The organism is Mycobacterium sp. NGS63, assembly GCF_059812295.1.
In genome coordinates this window covers 1-16,268 of record NZ_JCALCJ010000015.1, presented here as the reverse complement: position 1 = coordinate 16,268, position 16,268 = coordinate 1, and the positions used below count along the sequence as shown (strand labels likewise).

Here is a 16,268-nt window from a genome sequence, read left to right as displayed (position 1 = left end):
GGCGGCCTAATGCAGCGGCGACCACTCGGAGGTGCGCAGCAGCCGGGTGGTCCACTGGTCGCGCAGGTCCAGGGCGTCGTGCATCCAGGTCCCCGGCGCGCGGTATTCCGCGGGGATGTGGGTGCGCAGCAGATCGAGCAGCGCCTCCGGGCGGCTGATGCGCTGCATCAGGATCACCTCGCGGCGCACGTGGCTGCCGAGGGCCGGCTGGAACGCGGCGTGCATGGTCAGCATGGACGACGGCTGCTCGAGGCTTCTCGCGTACACCTCGCCGCACTGCACGATGTACTCCTCGAACTTGTCCTCATACGGCCACATGGTGTCTTCCATGTAGAGGCTCATCTCGTGCTCTCGCCCGTCGACCGGCACGTCGTCGAACGACACCTCCAGCAGCGGCGACCACGGCAGCGGCACCAGCAGCTTCGCGTCGACCTCATGGCGCAGCTCGTCGAGATGGCGCATCCACTCCTGAAGATCGCCCTTCTGGACCCGCTCGGTCAAGCGCTCCCAGGCCGCCCCGTCGCGCACCGCGGTGATGGTGATGACCGTGTAGGCGGGGCCGCTGCCGTGCGCCTGGTTGGCGTACCACAACAGCCGGGCGTCGTCGCCGGCGGCCAGCATGGGCATCCAGCCCGTTCGGAACGCGGCCTCGAAGTCGTCTTCGAGGCGTCCGCGCACCGTGTGCACCTCGTGCATGAACAGCACGCCGAGACCTCCAACCACGGGGCGCTCTGCCTTGAACGCCCTCGTTCATCGGACCGTAACCCGCCCGGATTTCCGCGTTTTCGCCGGGCCTACATGTGCGCAATAAGCGTTGGCGTTCGAGGTGAGAATCTGGTTTGCTCAACTCGGTAACGATCTTCACCGGGCAGGAGTTCGATGATGGCCCGAATCAATATCCCGGACGGCCCCGGTGGCGAACCCGCCATGATCTGGTCGCTGCGCCCCCAGCTCGGCGGGATGGTCGAGCGGATGATCCGGGGCGCATACCAGCAGAGCATCCTGCCGCCCGAGGAGCGCGAACTGGCCCGGATGCGGATCGCGCAGATCAACGACTGCGTCGCCTGCTCGGACTTTCGCGCGCAGTCCGTGCTGGACGCCGGTCTCCCGCCGGAGCTCTACGACAACGTCGCCGCGTACGCCGACTACCCCGGCTACACGCCGCGGCAGCGCCTGGCCATCGAGTACGCCGAACGCTTCGCCACCGACCACGCCTCGATGGACGACGGGTTCTTCGAGCGGCTGCACGCCGTGTTCTCCGACGAGGAGATCCTCGACCTGACCCTGTGCGTGGCGGTGTTTCTCGGCCTCGGCCGTTCGTTGACCGTGCTCGGGGTGGACCAGTCCTGCGCGATCGACCTGTGACGAAGGGCATTGATGGACATCGCTTCGGTCGACGAGTTGCTGACCACCACGCGATCGGTGCGCAAGCGCCTCGACCTGAACCGCCCGGTCGGCCGCGAGGTGATCCTCGAGTGCATCCGGCTGGCGATGCAGGCGCCCACGGCGAGCAACACCCAGGACTGGCGCTGGCTGGTGGTCACCGATGCCGACAAGCGCGCCGCCATCGCCGACATCTACCGCAGCGTGGGCGCCCAATATCTTGCCCACGCCGCCGAGGAGGCGGCCGACCCGCAGACCAAGCGCGTGTACGCCAGCGCGTTCGCGCTGACCGACACGTTGGCCCGAGTGCCCGTGCACGTCATCCCGTGCCTGGACAACCGCATCGACAACTCGAACCTGCTGACCGCCGCCTCGGCGTGGGCGTCGATCATCCCGGCCGGCTGGAGCTTTCTGCTCGCGCTGCGGTCGCGCGGGCTGGGATCGGTGTGGACGACGATGCACCTGGCCAAGGAACGCGAGGTGGCCGAGTTGCTCGGCATCCCGCCCACGGCCACCCAGGCCGCGCTCTTCCCCGTCGCCTACACCATCGGCACCGACTTCCGGCCGGCCACGCGGCCGCCCGCGGAGACCATCACTTACTGGGATAGCTGGGGAGCAAGCTGATGCAGTCCTACACCGTGCGATTCCACGTCGACGCGCCGCCGAAGAAGGTATGGCGGGTGCTTCATCCGCCGGCCCCACCGAACGCGCCGCGACCCCGAGTCCTCAAGTGGCCCACCGGCAGCATGGAAATCCTCAACGAGGGCAACGAGGCCGGCGAGGGCCTGGTGCGCACCTGCATCTTCGAAGTGCCCAAATACCTGCTGTCCGGCGGCCGGGCGCGATCCTGGGAGACCGTCACCGAGGCGGAGGTCAACAAGCTGTCGCGCTACGTGGCCGTCGGCGCCCCGCTGTGGTCGCGCGCCGAGGGCTATCACGAACTCGAGGAGCAGCCCGACGGCACCACCGTGCTGACCTTCCACGAGACCTACCACGCCTACAACCCGGTGCTGCGCTTCTTCCTGGAACGCCCGGTGCACGCCAAGATCTCTCGCGACAACCTCGAGACGTACGAGCACGCCCTCGGTTACGCCGGCAAGGTGCGCCGGCTGACGTAGCGCCCTTCGATCGGAGACTTGTCGGACCCCCCGTGCATGGTGGCGGCAAGCACGACGAAAGGGGATCGAGATGTGCTGGAAGTGCGACCATCCGGGTAGCACCACCGAGGAGTACCTCGCCGAACTGCGCCACACGATGCTGGAGTGCGGCTGGGCGGTGCAATACGTGGAGGGCGATCGGATGCCGTTCGCCTACACGATCGGCCTGACCCGCTACGGGCTGCCCGAGCTTCTGGTCACCGGCATCGCACCGGGGCGGGCGGCGCAGCTGCTGAACACCCTTGGCCGGCGAGCCGTCAGCGGCGAGCGGCCAGTGCCCGGCATGCGGATCGCCGTTCCGGCCGGCCCGCTCGTCGAAATGGTCGAGGTGGACCACCCGGACGCGCACCTGATATTCGCCGACGCGATTTTCGGCGACGAGGTGACGGCGCTGCAAGCCGTCTGGGCCGATTCGCTTGGCCATTGGCCCTGGGCCGCGGACTTCGACGACGGCCGCGGCACCCAGGCGGTCCTGGGTGTGCGGGCCTCGGTCAGCTAGGGACCAGCCCGGTGATCAGCGCCAGGATGGCGCCGACACCGGCCAGCACCGCGGCCAGCACGAACAATGACCCGAGCCCCGCCATCCGCTGACCGCGATCGGCGTCCTTGTCGAGGGCGACGGTCACGGCGCTGGGCATGCGGCGAAACACGTCGGACCATTGCACCCGCGAGCCGGCGCGTTTGATGCCGGTGGGGTCTTCCGTCGTGCGACGCTGCGGCGCCGCGCCGGTGGCGTTCGCGAAGACCACGAACCCGACCAGAAAACATGCGACGCACGCGACGGCGAGCACCGCGGCGAGCCAGAACATTCCGCTGCAATACCCCTCCCGCGCGGCCCGAAAACTCCCCCCGGATGACCGGTCGCCGCTTGCTGGGTTGGGCGGAAGGTGCACTGGAGCTCGAGACCCCGGTACGCTGCTTGGCATGGGTTTCACGGCGCCGATCGCGGCACGATTCTTCGGCGCCGCCCTGCTCGTTGCGGGCTGGGCGGCCTCGACGGGTGTCGCCGTCGCCGACCCCGAGCCGACGCCGCCGCCGTCACCTGCGCCGGCTGCGTCACCCGCGCCGGCCGCGTCACCCGCGCCGGCCTCGTCGCCGTCCTCAGGCCCCAAGACCACCATCGACCACGACGGCACGTACGCGGTGGGCTCCGACATCGCCCCCGGCATCTACAGCTCGGCGGGGCCGGTCGCGAACGGCACCTGCTACTGGAAGCGGCTGGGCAACCCCGACGGCAACCTCATCGACAACTCCCTGAGCAAGAAGCCGCAGGTCGTGCAGATCGAGCCGACGGACAAGTCGTTCAAGACGTCGGGCTGCCAGCCCTGGCAACTGACCCCCGACGCCAGCCCGCCGCCCAGCACGCCACCCGCGGGCGTGCAGGGCACGCTCGGCATCCTCAACGGGCTGCTCGGCGGCCAGAACGGCCCGCAACCGCCCCATTCCTGACGGGAGCTCGCTGCCCTTGGCACGTGACGCGGGTGACCCGCAACAGGTCGTCGTCGTCGGCGCCGGCGTCAGCGGCCTGACGTCGGCGATCTGCCTGGCCGAAGCCGGCTGGCCGGTGCGGGTGTGGGCGGCCGCGATGCCGCACCAGACGACGTCGGTGGTGGCCGGCGCGGTGTGGGCTCCCCCGCGCCCCGCCGAACGCGCCGCCCAGACGCTGGATTGGACCGCACATTCGCTGGGCGTGTTCCGCGAACTGGCCGACCACCCCGACTCCGGCGTCCAGATGGCGCCGGCGCTGGCCGTCGCCGAACTGACCGTGACGGAGGCGATGTCGTCGGCGGCGGCGCTGATCCCCGACCTGCGCCCGGCCGACCCCGCCGACGTGCCCGACGGGTTCGGCCTCGGGTTCCGCGCCACGGTGCCGATGATCGACATGCCGCACTACCTCGACTACCTGACGCGTCGGCTGGCCGCGGCCGGCTGCGAAATCGAGGAGCGCCCGGTGCGATCGCTGGCCGAGGCCGCCGACGCCGCGCCGATCGTCGTCAACTGCGCCGGCCTGGGCGCCGGCGCGCTGACGGGCGACGACACCGTGCGGCCGCTGTTCGGCCAGCACGTCATCCTGACCAATCCCGGCCTGCGCCAACTGTTTATCGAGATCGACCAGGGTCCGGAATGGATCTGCTACTTCCCCCACCCGCAACGGGTGGTCTGCGGCGGCATCGCCATCCCCGACCGCTGGGACACCGCCGCGGACCCCGACGTGACCGAACGGATCCTGCAGCGCTGCCGCCGCGTCGAGCCCCGGCTGCGCGACGCCGAGGTCATCGAGGTCATCACCGGGCTGCGCCCCGACCGGCCGTCGGTGCGGGTGGAGGCCGAGCCGCTCGGGCGGGCCCGCTGCGTCCACAACTACGGCCACAGCAGCAACGGCGTCACGCTGTCGTGGGGCTGCGCGCGCGACGTCGTGCGCCTGGTCGGTGATCTCGAGCGCTCATGAGCATCGATTACACGCTGCACGCCCACATCGCGACGATCACGATCAACCGCCCCGAGACGCGCAACTCGCTGGACATGGAACACTTCCGCGATCTGGCGCGCGCGTGGGCGGCCTTCCGCGACGACGACAGCGCCTGGGTCGCGGTCGTCACCGGCGTCGGCCGCGACTTCTGCACGGGAGCCGACCTCAAGAAGTTCATCCCGGAACTCACCGGCGACCTGCCCAGGCCCGAGGGCTGGAACAAGGACGACGCCATCCACGCCGTGCTGCACCGCTTCCCCGTGTACAAGCCGATCGTCGCGGCCGTCAACGGCACGTGCGTCGCGGGCGGCTTCGAGATGTTGACCTCCACCGACATTCGCGTCGCCGTCCCCGAGGCGCGGTTCGCGGTGATGGAGCCCAAGCGCGGGCTGTTCGCCGGCGGGGGCAGCACCGTCCGGTTGCCGCGCCAGATGTCCTACCCGCTGGCGATGGAGCTGCTGCTGACGGCCGACATGGTGGACGCGGAGCGCGCCCTGGCGATGGGGCTGATCAACCGCGTGGTCCCGGCGGATCGGCTGATGGACACCGCCTATGACTACGCCGAGCGCGTCGCAGCCAACGCGCCGCTCGCGGTGTTCGCGACCAAGCAGTCGGCCGTCGAGGGCTTGGCGCTGGACCTCGAGTCGGCTTATGACAACGAAACGCGGCACAGCGACCGGGTTTTCGAAACCGAGGACGCCAAGGAGGGACCGCGCGCCTTCGCCGAGAAGCGACCGCCGCGGTGGCGGGCCCGCTGATCCTCAGGCGCGACGACGGTTGACGTCGCGAATCACCAGCGACAGCACCCAGCTCACGATCGACAACACGATCGCGGCCCAGATCGCCGTCCACCAGAAGTGGTCGATCGCCAGCCCCCAGTGCGTGGTGTGCTCGGTGATGAACGCGGTGATCCACAGCATCAGGGCGTTGATCACGATGTGGATCAGGCCGAGGGTCAGGATGTAGAGCGGAATCGACAGGATCTGGACGATCGGCTTGATGAACGCGTTGACCAGACCGAAGATCACGGCGACGACGAAGATGATGCCGGCACGCTGAAGCCTCGTGTCGCCGCCGACGAAGCTGATCCCCTGCACGAGCATCGTCACGATCCACAGTGCGAGCCCGGTCAATGCGGCGCGCAACAGAAAAGCACCCATGCGGGAGATCTTGCCACCGGAAGCCTTAAGAAGTCACCGGCTTATCGGGTTGAAAGTTGCGCCGCGGCGACGGCCCGGCGAATCATCAATATGCGTGCCCCTTAGACGTATTGACGAATTGAAGCCCGGAGACCGGATCCGCATGAAAGTCGGGCACGCTACCGTCGTCGGGACTGAACCCCTTGGCGAGGACCGCACTCTGCTGACCTTTCTCTACGGGACGCAACGGCCTGCCGACAACTGGGTCACCGTAGACGTCTTGAACGATGACGAGTGGGGTTGGTAAGGCGGGGACCGAACGCCGCGAGCTCAGTTGAGGTTGTAGAAGCGCTGTGCGTTACTCGCGGCGATCTTTTCGCGCGCCTCGTCGCTGATGTCGGCGCGGGTCCGCAGGTGCTTGGTGCTCTCCGGCCATTCGCCGTCCCAGTGCGGGTAGTCGCTGGCGAACATGATGAAATCGGCGCCGAGCACGTCGATCACGCCGGGCAATATGGGCTCCTCGGGTTCGCAGGTCACGAAGATGTTGCCCGCCTTGAGATATTCGTGCGGATCGCGCCGCCAGCCGCGTTCGACCCAGTCCCCGCGTTTCTCGTAGTGCTCGTGCAGGCGGTCGATGAAGAACGGGACCCAGCCCGCGCCCGCCTCCAGGAAGGCGACCCGCAACCGGGGATGGCGCTCGAACACGCCGCCCGAGACCATCGCGGTCATCGCGGTCATCTGGTCGAACGGGAAGCTGATGCAGTGCACCTGAATGTAGTTCGTGAAGCGGTCCACGCCGATCTTGGGCAGGTGGATGCCGGGGGCGCCGTGGATGCCCAGCGGCATCTGCAGGTCGACGGCGGCGGCATAGAACGGATCGAGGTCCGGGTGGTCGAGGTTGCGGGTCTTGAGCGCCGGCGGCACCAGCGTCGCCACCAGGCCCAGGTCCTTGGCCTCGGTCATCACGTCGATGGCCGCCTGGCCGTGCTCGATCGGGGTCACGGCGACGCCGCGCAACCGCCCACCCGAGGACGCGCAGTAGTCCGCGATCCACTGGTTGTACAGCCGCGAGAAGCCCGCGGCGAACTCGGGATCCTCCAGGCTGGGCGCGCACAGCCCCATGCTCGGGTACAGCACCATCGTGTCGATGTGGTCGCGGTCGGCGTCGCCCAGCACACCTTGCGGTGAGCGGCAATTGATGTCGGGTGCCTTGCTGATTCCGTGCTCGGGCGGACACCCGGCTCCGGGGCCCTGGTCCTCGGGGTAGTTTCGCCCTTCGAGCGTCAACCGCAGCCGCCCGTCGGCGCTGGGTTTGACGTGTTGCGGCCAGCGTTTGATCGCTTCGACCGCCAGCGAGGAGTTCTCGGCGACGTGCCCGTCGGCGTCGATGATTCGCATGTATCGGGAACTTACTCTCGCGGAATGCCGTCCGGTACTGCACGATGCTGACGTGACCACACAGAAGCTGACCGCCGATCAGCGCAATTCGTTCATCGCGGCGTTGCTGGGCTGGACGATGGATGCCTTCGACTACTTCATCGTCGTGCTCGTCTACGCCGACATCGCAAAGACGTTCCACCACAGCAAGGCCGAGGTCGCGTTCGTCACCACGGCGACGTTGATCATGCGGCCCGTCGGCGCGCTCCTGTTCGGGCTGTGGGCCGACCGCGTCGGCCGGCGGCTGCCGCTGATGGTCGACGTGATGTTCTACTCCGTGGTGGGGTTCCTGTGCGCGTTCGCGCCCAACTTCACCGTGCTGGTCATCCTGCGGCTGCTCTACGGCATCGGCATGGGCGGCGAGTGGGGGCTGGGCGCGGCGCTCGCCATGGAGAAGGTGCCCGTCGAGCGGCGTGGGTTCTTCTCCGGGCTGCTGCAGGAGGGTTACGCGTTCGGCTATCTGCTGGCGAGCGTGGCGTCGCTGGTGGTGATGGACTGGCTGGGGCTGTCGTGGCGCTGGCTGTTCGCGCTGAGCATCGTCCCGGCGCTGATCAGCCTGATCATCCGCTACCGGGTGGAGGAATCCGAGGTGTGGGAAGCCGCGCAGGACCGAATGCGGCTGACCAGCACCAGGATTCGCGACGTGCTGCGCGACGCCGCGATCGTCCGCCGCTTCGTCTACCTGGTGCTGCTGATGACCGCGTTCAACTGGATGAGCCACGGCACCCAGGACGTCTACCCCACCTTCCTGGGGGCGACGGCCAACCATGGTGCCGGGCTGCCCAGCGCGACCGTCAAGTGGGTCGTGGTGGTGTACAACGTCGGCGCGATCATCGGCGGGTTGCTGTTCGGCAGCCTGTCGCAGCGGTTCAGCCGGCGCTACACCGTCGTGTTCTGCGCGCTGCTGGGCCTGCCGATCGTGCCGCTGTTCGCCTACTCGCGCACCGCGGCGATGCTGTGCCTCGGATCGTTTCTGATGCAGCTGTGCGTGCAGGGCGCGTGGGGCGTGATCCCGGCCCACTTGACCGAGATGTCGCCGGACGCCATCCGCGGACTGTATCCCGGCGTGACCTACCAACTCGGAAACCTGCTGGCCGCGTTCAACCTGCCCATCCAGGAACGCCTGGCCGAGTCGCACGGCTATCCCTTCGCGTTGGCGGCGACGATCGTGCCCGTGCTGGTCGCCGTCGCGTTGCTCACGCTGATCGGCAAGGACGCCACCGGGATTCGGTTCGGCACCGCCGAAAGTTCTTTCCTGCGCACCGAAATGGCGTGAGGCCCGGCGTTAGCGCACGGCTTCGATCGGTGTGCCCTCGTCCATCGCCTCGGCGACACGGGTATTGGATGAGAGATCTACCCCGGGACGAAGGCCTCCCGTGCCCGTCGCCCGAACCCGGTAACGGCCCGCCCGTCGAATCATCCTGCGCGCGGTGACAAGCTCAGCGTCGCATCTGCCGGCGCGTGGCTCGCGTTATGGGCCGTCGCTCAGCGCTCGCAGGAGCAGGTGCATCGCCACCGTCGTCGACCGATCGCGAATGTCCGAGCGGTTCCCGGGCAGCCGAAGCGACCGGGTATCGGTGCGGCCCTCGGCCAGCGCCACCGTGAAGCAGACTGTGCCGACGGGCTTTTCCGGCGTTCCCCCGCCCGGGCCGGCGATGCCGGTGATCGCGACGGCGGTGTCGGCGCCGAAGCGCTGCAGCGCACCCGCCGCCATCGCCTCGGCCACCGGTTCGGACACCGCGCCGTGCTTTTCGATCAGGCCCGGGTCGACGCCGAGCAGCTGAGCCTTCGCCTCGTTGGAATAGGACACCACGCCGCCGGCGACGTAGTCCGAGGAGCCGGGTCGGTCGGTCAGCCGCGCCGCCAACAGGCCTGCCGTGCAGGATTCCGCCGTCGCGATCCGGCGGCCGGCGAGCAACTGCGCCACCAGGTCGTCCACCCTCGAGCCGTCCTCGGAGTAGAGCTGGTGGGCGTGCCGGTCGCGCAGCAGCTTGGTCAGCTGCGCATAGGTGTCCGCGGCGTCGGGTTCGTAGCGGGTGACCATCTCGATCTCGCCGCGGCGCAGGCAGGTGGTGATCTCCAGCGCGGAGAACCCGGGGACGGACTTTTCGGCGTCGCGCAGCGTTTCGGCAAGGCCCGACTCCGGCAGCCCGAACATGCGAATCGTCTTCTGCTGGTAGGTGGTTCGCCCCGCGATCGCTTCCTGGGCCGCCGTGGTTTCGATGGCCGCGTGCCACATCGGCTGCAGCTCGCGGGGCGGGCCCGGCAGCACGATCACGGCCGGCTTGCCGGCCACCACCACCCCCGGCGCGGTGCCCACGGGGTCGAGCACCTGCGCTCCCGCCGGGACCATGGCCTGCTTGCGGTTGGCGGCCCTGATCGAGTCGAACGTGCCGGCGTCGAAAGCGGGATTGCGGCCCATCAGCTTTTTCAGGATGTTCGCGATCTTTTCCTCGACCTCCGGGTCCAGCACGAGCTCACGGCCGCAGAAGCGCGCCACCACCTCGACGGTCATGTCGTCGGCCGTGGGCCCGAGCCCGCCGCTGGTGACGATCAGGTCCACGCCCTGGTCGGCCATAAAGCGTAGCTGCGCTTCGATGTCGGCCGGGCGGTCACCGCAGATCGTGATGTGGGCCAGCTCCACGCCGAGTTCCAGCAGGCGGTCGGCGATCCACGGGCCGTTGGCGTCCTGGACGCGCCCGGTGAGGACTTCGGTTCCGGTGACGACGATGCCTGCGCGTGCGCTCACCGGCATGAGCCTACTGGTGGGGGTCGGGGTCGGCCGGTTGACCGGGCTGTCCTGGTTGACCGGGCTTGCGGGGGGCTCCGGCGCCGCCGCCCAGGCCGCAGGTCATGCGATCCGCACCATGAGTGCCTCCTCGCGCGCCACGCTAGCTGTTCGGGCCGCGTGCGCCTAGGTGTGCGCGACAATGAGCCGATGATCGAGGTAGAGGTACTGCAAGCCGACGTGACCAAGCTCGAAGTCGACGCCATCACCAACGCGGCCAATACCGAACTACGGCACGGCGGGGGTGTCGCCGCGGCGATTTCCCGCGCGGGCGGGCCCGAGGTGCAGCGCGAGTCAACGGAGAAGGCGCCGATCGGGCTCGGGGACGCGGTCGAGACCACCGCGGGCGACATGCCGGCGCGCTACGTCATCCACGCGGCAACGATGGAGCTCGGCGGCCCCACTTCCGCCGAAATCATCACGCGCGCAACCGCTTCAGCCCTCAGCAAGGCCGATGAACTCGGCTGCCGCTCCCTGGCCCTGGTGGCGTTCGGGACCGGCGTCGGCGGTTTTCCGCTCGAGGACGCGGCGCGGTTGATGGTCGACGCCGTGCGCCAACATCAGGCGAGCTCGCTGGAGAAAGTGGTGTTCGCGGTGCACGGCGCGGCGGCGGAGCGGGCGTTCCGCGACGCGGTCACCGACTAACCGGAGAGGTGGCGTTCGACCGAGGCGACCTTCTGCGTCATCGCATCGTGGGCACCCGCCCGCCAGTCGGCCTTGATCACCGTGCTGACCCGGGGCGCGCGTGCCGCGACGGCCTCGACGGCGCGCTGCACGACGGCCATCACCTCTGCCCAGGTCTCGCCCTCGATCACGGTGAACATCGAGTCCGTCTTGTTGGGCAGCCCGGATTCGCGGACCACGCGGACCGCGTCGGCCACCATCTCGCCGACGCCCTCACCGACGCCCAGCGGGGTAACGGAGAACGCGACGAGGACGGACACATGACGAGCCTACCGAGAACACCTGGCAGCATCGAGGGCCATGCGGGTTCTGGTGCAACGGGTCTCGTCGGCGTCGGTGTCGGTCGACGGCCAGGCGGTGGGTGTGATCCGGCCGGACGGCCAGGGCTTGCTGGCATTCGTCGGAGTCACCCACAGCGACGACGCCGACACGGCGCGGCGGCTGGCCGAAAAGCTATGGTATCTGCGCATTCTCGCCGACGAACGGTCCGCGGCCGACGTCAAGGCGCCCATCCTGGTCGTCAGCCAGTTCACCCTGTACGCCGACACCGCCAAGGGCCGCCGGCCGTCCTGGAATGCCGCGGCCCCCGCGATGGTCGCCGAGCCGCTGGTAGCCGCCTTCGCCGAGGCGCTGCGGGCGCTGGGCGCCGACGTGCAAACCGGCCGGTTCGGCGCCAACATGCAGGTCGAGCTGGTCAACGACGGGCCGGTGACCGTCATGCTGGAGCTTGGGTAGCTTGGGTTGCTATGGGGACACCGGGGTTCGGGTCGCAACGATCCGAGGACGACCAGTGGGACATCGTCAGCAGCGTGGGCTACACCGCGCTGCTCGTGGCGGGATGGCGAGCACTGCACGCGCTGAGCCCGCGACCGCTGGTCCGCGACGAATACGCCCAGGTGTTCATCGCCGCCTCCCGCGACCCGTACCTGGTGGGCGCGCTGGCCAACCCGGGCACCTCCGAGGACGAGACGGCCTTTCCCCGCCTCTACGGCGTGCAGACCCGCTTTTTCGACGACTTCTTCGTCGCGTCCGGAGACGCGGGCATCCGGCAGGCGGTGATCGTCGCCGCGGGACTGGATTCCCGGGCCTACCGGCTTGACTGGCCCGACGGCACAACGGTTTTCGAGGTCGACCTGCCGAAAGTCCTGGAGTTCAAGGCGCGTGTGCTCGGCGAGCAGGGCGCGACACCGAAGGCCCGCAGGATCGAGGTCGCCGCCGACCTGCGCACCGAGTGGTCGCGGACCCTGGAAGCCGCCGGCTTCGACACGGAACTGTCCAGCGCCTGGTCGGTGGAGGGCGTGCTGCCCTACCTGACCGATGACGCCCAGAACGCGCTTTTCACCCGGATCAGCGGGCTCAGCGCTCCGGGCAGCCGGATCGCGATCGGCGCGCTCGGATCGCGCCTGGACCGCCAGCAGCTCGCCGCCCTGGAAACCGACCACCCCGGGGTCAACATGTCCGGCGACGTGGACTTCTCGGCGCTGACCTACGAGCCCGAAACGGACCCCGCGGAATCGCTGGCCGCACACGGGTGGGCCGTCGAACCGGTGCGCGACACGCTGGATCTGCAGGCCGGCTACGGGATGACGCCGCCGGACGTCGACGCCAAAATCGACGCTTTCATGCACTCGCAATACATCACGGCGACGCGATCGGGCTGAGCGGGGCTAGGGCGTCAGCAGAACCTTGACGTCGTCGCCCGACCGCGACTCCGCGGTCGCGTAGCCCTTGGCCGCCTCGTCCAGCGGCAGCGTCGTGGTGAAGATGCCGTCGACGTCGAGCCGGCCGGACTGCAGCAGCGGGATCAACTCCGGCCAGGTCCGCTGCACCGGCGCCGTGGTCATGCGCAGCGTGATGCTGCGGATCAGGCAGCCCAGCGCGTTGAGCGGGAACGGATTCATATCGTGCACACCGACCACCGAGACGGTGCCGCCGGGCCGCACCGCATTGAGCGCGTCGGTGAGGGACGCGTCGGTGGCCACGGCGTCGATCACCGCATCGGCGCCCCGACCGCCCGTCGCGGCGAGGATGGCCTCGACCGCCGGCGCCTTGACCGGTGTGGCGCCCCATCGGGCCGCACGGTCCAGGCGCCCGTCGACCCGGTCGACGGCGAAAACCGTTGCCGCGCCCTGGAACAGCGCGCTGCGCAGCGAGCACAGGCCGACGGCGCCCAGCCCGATGACCGCCACGGTGCCGCCGTAAGGGATGTCGGCGCGCTGGGCCGCCGCCCAGCCGGTGGCCAGGTTGTCGGTGAGTAGCAGCGCCTGCTCGGTGCTGATCCCCTCGGGCGTCTTGAGCAGCTGGAAGTCGGCGGCGGGCACCGCCAGCAGATCGGCCTGGGCGCCGCCCAGCACGCCGCCGCCGAAGATCTGAAAGCCGTTGTGGCACATCACCGGATCGCGGGTGGCGCAGCCGGGGCACGCGCCGCAGCCGGTCACCGACGACACCATGACCTGGTCGCCGGCCTTGACACCGCGCACGTCCGGGCCGGCCTCGACGACGGTGCCCACCGCCTCGTGGCCGAGCGTGATGGGTTCGGCGAGCGGGAAGTCGGCCTCGTAGAAGTGCAGGTCGGATCCGCAGATCCCGGCCGCGGTGACTTCGACGATCGCGCCGTCGCGGCCGGGAAGTTCGGGATCCGGGCGGGTGTCGACGCGGATGCTGCGGGGCCCATCGACCACTACCGTTCGCATGCTGGTGTGCTCACTTTCTCTGCCGCACAACGAATTGTGACCAGTCGGGTTCGCGCACCTCGGCCCAGTACTCGTTGAGGCGCCACGGGCTGACGGTGTGGATCTCGCCGTCGGCGTTCTTGAAGTAGGAGTGTTTGACCGCCGGGTGCGACCACACCATCTTCTTGATCTGGGTTTGCGTCCGCCGGTGCCACTGCTCGGCGGGCTCGGCCTTGGGCTCCATCGAATGCAGGTTTTCTTCCGCGAGCCGCCGCAGGCACTGGTCGACGTAGCGCATCTGCAGTTCGGACTGGAAGATCAGGCTGCCCCCGTGGGCGAGATGGGTGCCCGGCCCGTAGACGATGAAAAAGTTCGGGAACCCCGGCACGGTGATGCCCAGATGGGCATACGGGCGGCTCCCCCACATCTCGTGCAGGTCAATCCCGTTGCGCCCCTTGACGTTGAGCGGCCACAACACGTCGGTGTGCCGGAACCCGGTGGCGTAGACGATGACGTCGGCCTCGTGGGTCACGCCGTCCTCGGTGACCACGCCGTGGGGCGCGATGCGCTCGATCGGTGTGCGCACCAGTTCCACGTTGTCGCGCTGCAGGGTCTGTAGCCAGCTGCCGTTGTCCTGCAGGGTTCGCTTCCCGCAGGCGGGATAGTCGGGCATCACCTTGGCCAACAGCTCGTGGTCGTCGCCGACCTGGCTGGTGATCCACTGCGAGAACATCATCGCGGCGGCGGCATTGATGTCGCTGACGGCTGCGTCCTGATCGGCGTAGTTCGGGTCACCCTCAGCGGCATCCAGCCCCTTATCGGCGCCGGGCCACAGCACGAGGAACCGATACCAGCGCCCGTAGAACGGCAGGTGGCGCATCGCCCAGCGCACGCCGTCGCCGACCTCGTCGTGGTACATCGGGTTGGGGAACATCCACTGGGCGGTCCGCTGAAACACCGTGAGCCGCTGCACCCGGCCGGCAATCGCGGGCGCGATCTGAAAACCGCTGGCGCCGGCCCCGATCAGCGCGACCCGCTTGCCCGTCAGGTCGACCGAGTGGTCCCAGGCCGCCGAGTGAAACGAGGGCCCCCCGAAGGTGTCGGCGCCGTCGAATTGCGGGACGTTTGGCCGGTTGAGCTGACCGACCGCGGTGACGACGGCCCGAGCGGTGAGCGTGTCTGTCCGCCCGTCGGCGCCGCGCAGCGACACGCTCCAGGTGCCGTCGTCATCGTTCCACTCGGCCGCGACGACTTCGGTGTTCCACCGGATGTGCTGCGCCAGTTCGTGCTTGTTCATCACCCCGGTGAAATAGTCCTGCAGCTCGTACTGCTCGGCGAAGAAGTGGGTCCAGTCGTTGTTGGGTTCGAAGCTGTAGCAATAGAAGTGGTTCGCGACGTCGACACGCGCGCCGGGATAGCTGTTCTCCCACCATGTTCCGCCCGGGCCGGCGTTCTTCTCCACGATGGTGAACGGGATGTTGGCTTGCCTGAGGCGGATGCCGGCCAGCAGGCCGGATTCGCCGCAGCCGACGACCAGCACCGGGAAGTCGGCGGCGGAATCGGCCGGCAGGGCGGCCGGACGGCGGGGATCGGCGCCCTCGAGATCCATCTCCTCCAGGACCAGCGGCAGGTAGTCGTCGGTCACGTGTTCGCAGGCGGCCCAGTCCATCATCTCCCGGATGAGCTCGAGGCTCAGCGGCTCGGGCTCGGGACAGCCCCGGTCTCGGTAGTCGGCGATCACCGGCAGCGCCGCCGCGCGGGCGCGGGCCTTGTCGTCCTCCGACATGAACCCCTGCACCTCGTTGAGGAAGATGCCCATGGGCTTGAAGTCGCGGATGAACCGCGGGTCGCCGGTGATGTGGACAAGCGACAACAGCAGCGTCGGGATGCTGACATCCTCGAGCGCGGCCGCGATCTCGGCCGTCGGCGTGGCGAAGGGACGGCCGGCGTAGCGGCTGCGCATCAAGCCGATCCTTCCGGTAGACGGGGCCCTGACCAATTACGCTACGGATGGTTTCGTAATTGGCAGGACTACGCTACCGCGCTGCGCGGGAGCGGATCAAGGATCCGCACCTATGGGTCGTCTTCGTCTTCGTTGTCGTCCGCCAGCAGCCGTTCGGGGTGGTGGAACGTGTTGATGCGCGGTTGGCCGCGGTCCAGATTGGGCGGCGGGATCCATTCGGTGGTGCCGTCGTCACGCATCCGGGTGGTCCAGCCGCCGGGTTCCACCAAGGGATGGTCGGAGCCGCAGGCCAGGGCCAGCGTGTTGACGTCGGTGCAGTGGGTGTTGGCCCAGCCCTCGACGTGATGGACCTCGCACCAGTAGCCGCGCACGTCGCAGCCCGGGCGGGTGCAGCCGCGGTCCTTGGCGTACAAGACGATTCGCTGGCCGGGCGACGCCAGGCGCCTGGTGTGATACAGCGCCACGGCTTTGCCCTTATCGAAGACCGCCAGGTAGTGACGCCTCTCTGTGTCAAGGGACGTCGTTGTAGCGTGAGGTAGCGGGCCCGGGAAGTGACTGGTCTGAAGTGTCGGTGT

19 protein-coding genes and 3 pseudogenes are annotated in these 16,268 nt (G+C 68.8%); 12 read left to right on the top strand and 10 right to left on the bottom strand.

The features are described 5' to 3' along the window. Positions 1-6 precede the first annotated feature (6 nt). Complete coding sequence (locus AC5Y4Z_RS25985) at positions 7-723, bottom strand: hypothetical protein (RefSeq protein WP_499967905.1); 717 nt, start codon at positions 721-723, stop codon at positions 7-9. A 159-nt stretch (positions 724-882) separates the two neighbouring features. On the opposite strand from AC5Y4Z_RS25985, the gene AC5Y4Z_RS25980 reads away from it, so the two are divergent. The 4 genes from AC5Y4Z_RS25980 (at position 883) to AC5Y4Z_RS25965 (ending at position 3,039) form a co-directional block, all read left to right on the top strand. Continuing rightward, the gene (locus tag AC5Y4Z_RS25980; RefSeq protein WP_499967904.1) at positions 883-1,365 is read left to right on the top strand and encodes a carboxymuconolactone decarboxylase family protein; all 483 of its coding nucleotides are present in this window, start codon (positions 883-885) and stop codon (positions 1,363-1,365) included. Positions 1,366-1,377: 12 nt separating this feature from the next. Beyond that, entirely contained in the window at positions 1,378-2,007 is a 630-nt protein-coding gene (locus tag AC5Y4Z_RS25975) for a nitroreductase family protein (RefSeq protein WP_499967903.1), read from the top strand. Further along, positions 2,007-2,501 (top strand): SRPBCC family protein, encoded by a 495-nt coding sequence (locus tag AC5Y4Z_RS25970; protein ID WP_499967902.1) that lies wholly within the window; start codon positions 2,007-2,009, stop codon positions 2,499-2,501. Before AC5Y4Z_RS25975 ends, AC5Y4Z_RS25970 begins: the two co-directional genes overlap by 1 nt. A gap of 70 nt (positions 2,502-2,571) precedes the next feature. Beyond that, on the top strand, positions 2,572-3,039 hold the full coding sequence (locus tag AC5Y4Z_RS25965; RefSeq protein ID WP_499967901.1) for a DUF4262 domain-containing protein: 468 nt from the start codon (positions 2,572-2,574) through the stop codon (positions 3,037-3,039). Here AC5Y4Z_RS25965 and AC5Y4Z_RS25960 read toward each other — a convergent pair. Then, entirely contained in the window at positions 3,032-3,349 is a 318-nt protein-coding gene (locus tag AC5Y4Z_RS25960; protein ID WP_499967900.1) for a hypothetical protein, read from the bottom strand. The two genes, AC5Y4Z_RS25965 and AC5Y4Z_RS25960, sit on opposite strands and share 8 nt — an antisense overlap. Positions 3,350-3,464: 115 nt before the next feature. Here AC5Y4Z_RS25960 and AC5Y4Z_RS25955 point away from each other — a divergent pair, with 115 nt between their 5' ends. The 3 genes from AC5Y4Z_RS25955 to AC5Y4Z_RS25945 are packed head-to-tail and all read left to right on the top strand — an operon-like array spanning position 3,465 to position 5,768. After that, positions 3,465-3,989, top strand: a complete 525-nt coding sequence (locus AC5Y4Z_RS25955; protein WP_499967899.1) for an Rv1352/Rv1906c domain-containing protein — start codon at positions 3,465-3,467, stop codon at positions 3,987-3,989. A gap of 16 nt (positions 3,990-4,005) precedes the next feature. Next, complete coding sequence (locus AC5Y4Z_RS25950; protein ID WP_499967898.1) at positions 4,006-4,989, top strand: FAD-dependent oxidoreductase; 984 nt, start codon at positions 4,006-4,008, stop codon at positions 4,987-4,989. Then, positions 4,986-5,768, top strand: a complete 783-nt coding sequence (locus AC5Y4Z_RS25945; RefSeq protein ID WP_499967897.1) for an enoyl-CoA hydratase/isomerase family protein — start codon at positions 4,986-4,988, stop codon at positions 5,766-5,768. Before AC5Y4Z_RS25950 ends, AC5Y4Z_RS25945 begins: the two co-directional genes overlap by 4 nt. A 3-nt stretch (positions 5,769-5,771) precedes the next feature. Here the strand turns inward: AC5Y4Z_RS25945 and AC5Y4Z_RS25940 are convergent, their stop codons facing one another. Both AC5Y4Z_RS25940 and AC5Y4Z_RS25935 read right to left on the bottom strand, forming a co-directional pair. Continuing rightward, a complete protein-coding gene (locus tag AC5Y4Z_RS25940; RefSeq protein ID WP_499967896.1) occupies positions 5,772-6,170 on the bottom strand; it encodes a phage holin family protein in 399 nt (132 codons plus the stop codon). A gap of 309 nt (positions 6,171-6,479) precedes the next feature. Next, positions 6,480-7,547 (bottom strand): amidohydrolase family protein, encoded by a 1,068-nt coding sequence (locus AC5Y4Z_RS25935; RefSeq protein ID WP_499967895.1) that lies wholly within the window; start codon positions 7,545-7,547, stop codon positions 6,480-6,482. 118 nt (positions 7,548-7,665) lie between these two features. Here AC5Y4Z_RS25935 and AC5Y4Z_RS25930 point away from each other — a divergent pair, with 118 nt between their 5' ends. Next, the gene (locus AC5Y4Z_RS25930; protein WP_499967918.1) at positions 7,666-8,862 is read left to right on the top strand and encodes an MFS transporter; all 1,197 of its coding nucleotides are present in this window, start codon (positions 7,666-7,668) and stop codon (positions 8,860-8,862) included. A gap of 9 nt (positions 8,863-8,871) precedes the next feature. Here the strand turns inward: AC5Y4Z_RS25930 and AC5Y4Z_RS25925 are convergent. Continuing rightward, a pseudogene (locus AC5Y4Z_RS25925) lies at positions 8,872-8,994 on the bottom strand (ribbon-helix-helix domain-containing protein); the annotation flags it as partial. Between the two features lie 63 nt (positions 8,995-9,057). Beyond that, positions 9,058-10,335 (bottom strand): competence/damage-inducible protein A, encoded by a 1,278-nt coding sequence (locus tag AC5Y4Z_RS25920; protein ID WP_499967894.1) that lies wholly within the window; start codon positions 10,333-10,335, stop codon positions 9,058-9,060. Between the two features lie 4 nt (positions 10,336-10,339). Between AC5Y4Z_RS25920 and AC5Y4Z_RS25915 the strand changes: the two genes are divergently transcribed. Together AC5Y4Z_RS25915 and AC5Y4Z_RS25910 are read left to right on the top strand one after the other, a co-directional pair. After that, entirely contained in the window at positions 10,340-10,504 is a 165-nt protein-coding gene (locus AC5Y4Z_RS25915) for a hypothetical protein (RefSeq protein ID WP_499967893.1), read from the top strand. Between the two features lie 20 nt (positions 10,505-10,524). Beyond that, positions 10,525-11,019 (top strand): macro domain-containing protein, encoded by a 495-nt coding sequence (locus tag AC5Y4Z_RS25910; protein WP_499967892.1) that lies wholly within the window; start codon positions 10,525-10,527, stop codon positions 11,017-11,019. Here the strand turns inward: AC5Y4Z_RS25910 and AC5Y4Z_RS25905 are convergent. After that, positions 11,016-11,318 carry an MTH1187 family thiamine-binding protein gene (locus tag AC5Y4Z_RS25905; protein WP_499967891.1) on the bottom strand — a complete coding sequence of 101 codons (303 nt, stop codon included), beginning with the start codon at positions 11,316-11,318 and terminating at the stop codon, positions 11,016-11,018. The genes AC5Y4Z_RS25910 and AC5Y4Z_RS25905 overlap by 4 nt on opposite strands. 40 nt (positions 11,319-11,358) lie before the next feature. Between AC5Y4Z_RS25905 and dtd the strand changes: the two genes are divergently transcribed. Then, complete coding sequence (gene dtd, locus AC5Y4Z_RS25900; RefSeq protein WP_499967890.1) at positions 11,359-11,793, top strand: D-aminoacyl-tRNA deacylase; 435 nt, start codon at positions 11,359-11,361, stop codon at positions 11,791-11,793. A gap of 11 nt (positions 11,794-11,804) precedes the next feature. Next, positions 11,805-12,710 (top strand): annotated as a pseudogene (locus AC5Y4Z_RS25895) (class I SAM-dependent methyltransferase); the annotation flags it as partial. Here the strand turns inward: AC5Y4Z_RS25895 and AC5Y4Z_RS25890 are convergent. From AC5Y4Z_RS25890 to AC5Y4Z_RS25880, 3 genes and pseudogenes are all read right to left on the bottom strand, one after another. Beyond that, a pseudogene (locus AC5Y4Z_RS25890) lies at positions 12,591-13,751 on the bottom strand (alcohol dehydrogenase catalytic domain-containing protein); the annotation flags it as partial. The pseudogenes AC5Y4Z_RS25895 and AC5Y4Z_RS25890 sit on opposite strands and share 120 nt — an antisense overlap. A 10-nt stretch (positions 13,752-13,761) precedes the next feature. Then, positions 13,762-15,693: a flavin-containing monooxygenase gene (locus tag AC5Y4Z_RS25885; RefSeq protein WP_499967889.1), complete on the bottom strand. Its 1,932-nt coding sequence runs from the start codon at positions 15,691-15,693 to the stop codon at positions 13,762-13,764. A gap of 110 nt (positions 15,694-15,803) precedes the next feature. Then, positions 15,804-16,268 (bottom strand): HNH endonuclease signature motif containing protein (locus AC5Y4Z_RS25880; RefSeq protein ID WP_499967888.1); only part of this gene is annotated, 465 nt, incomplete at its 5' end.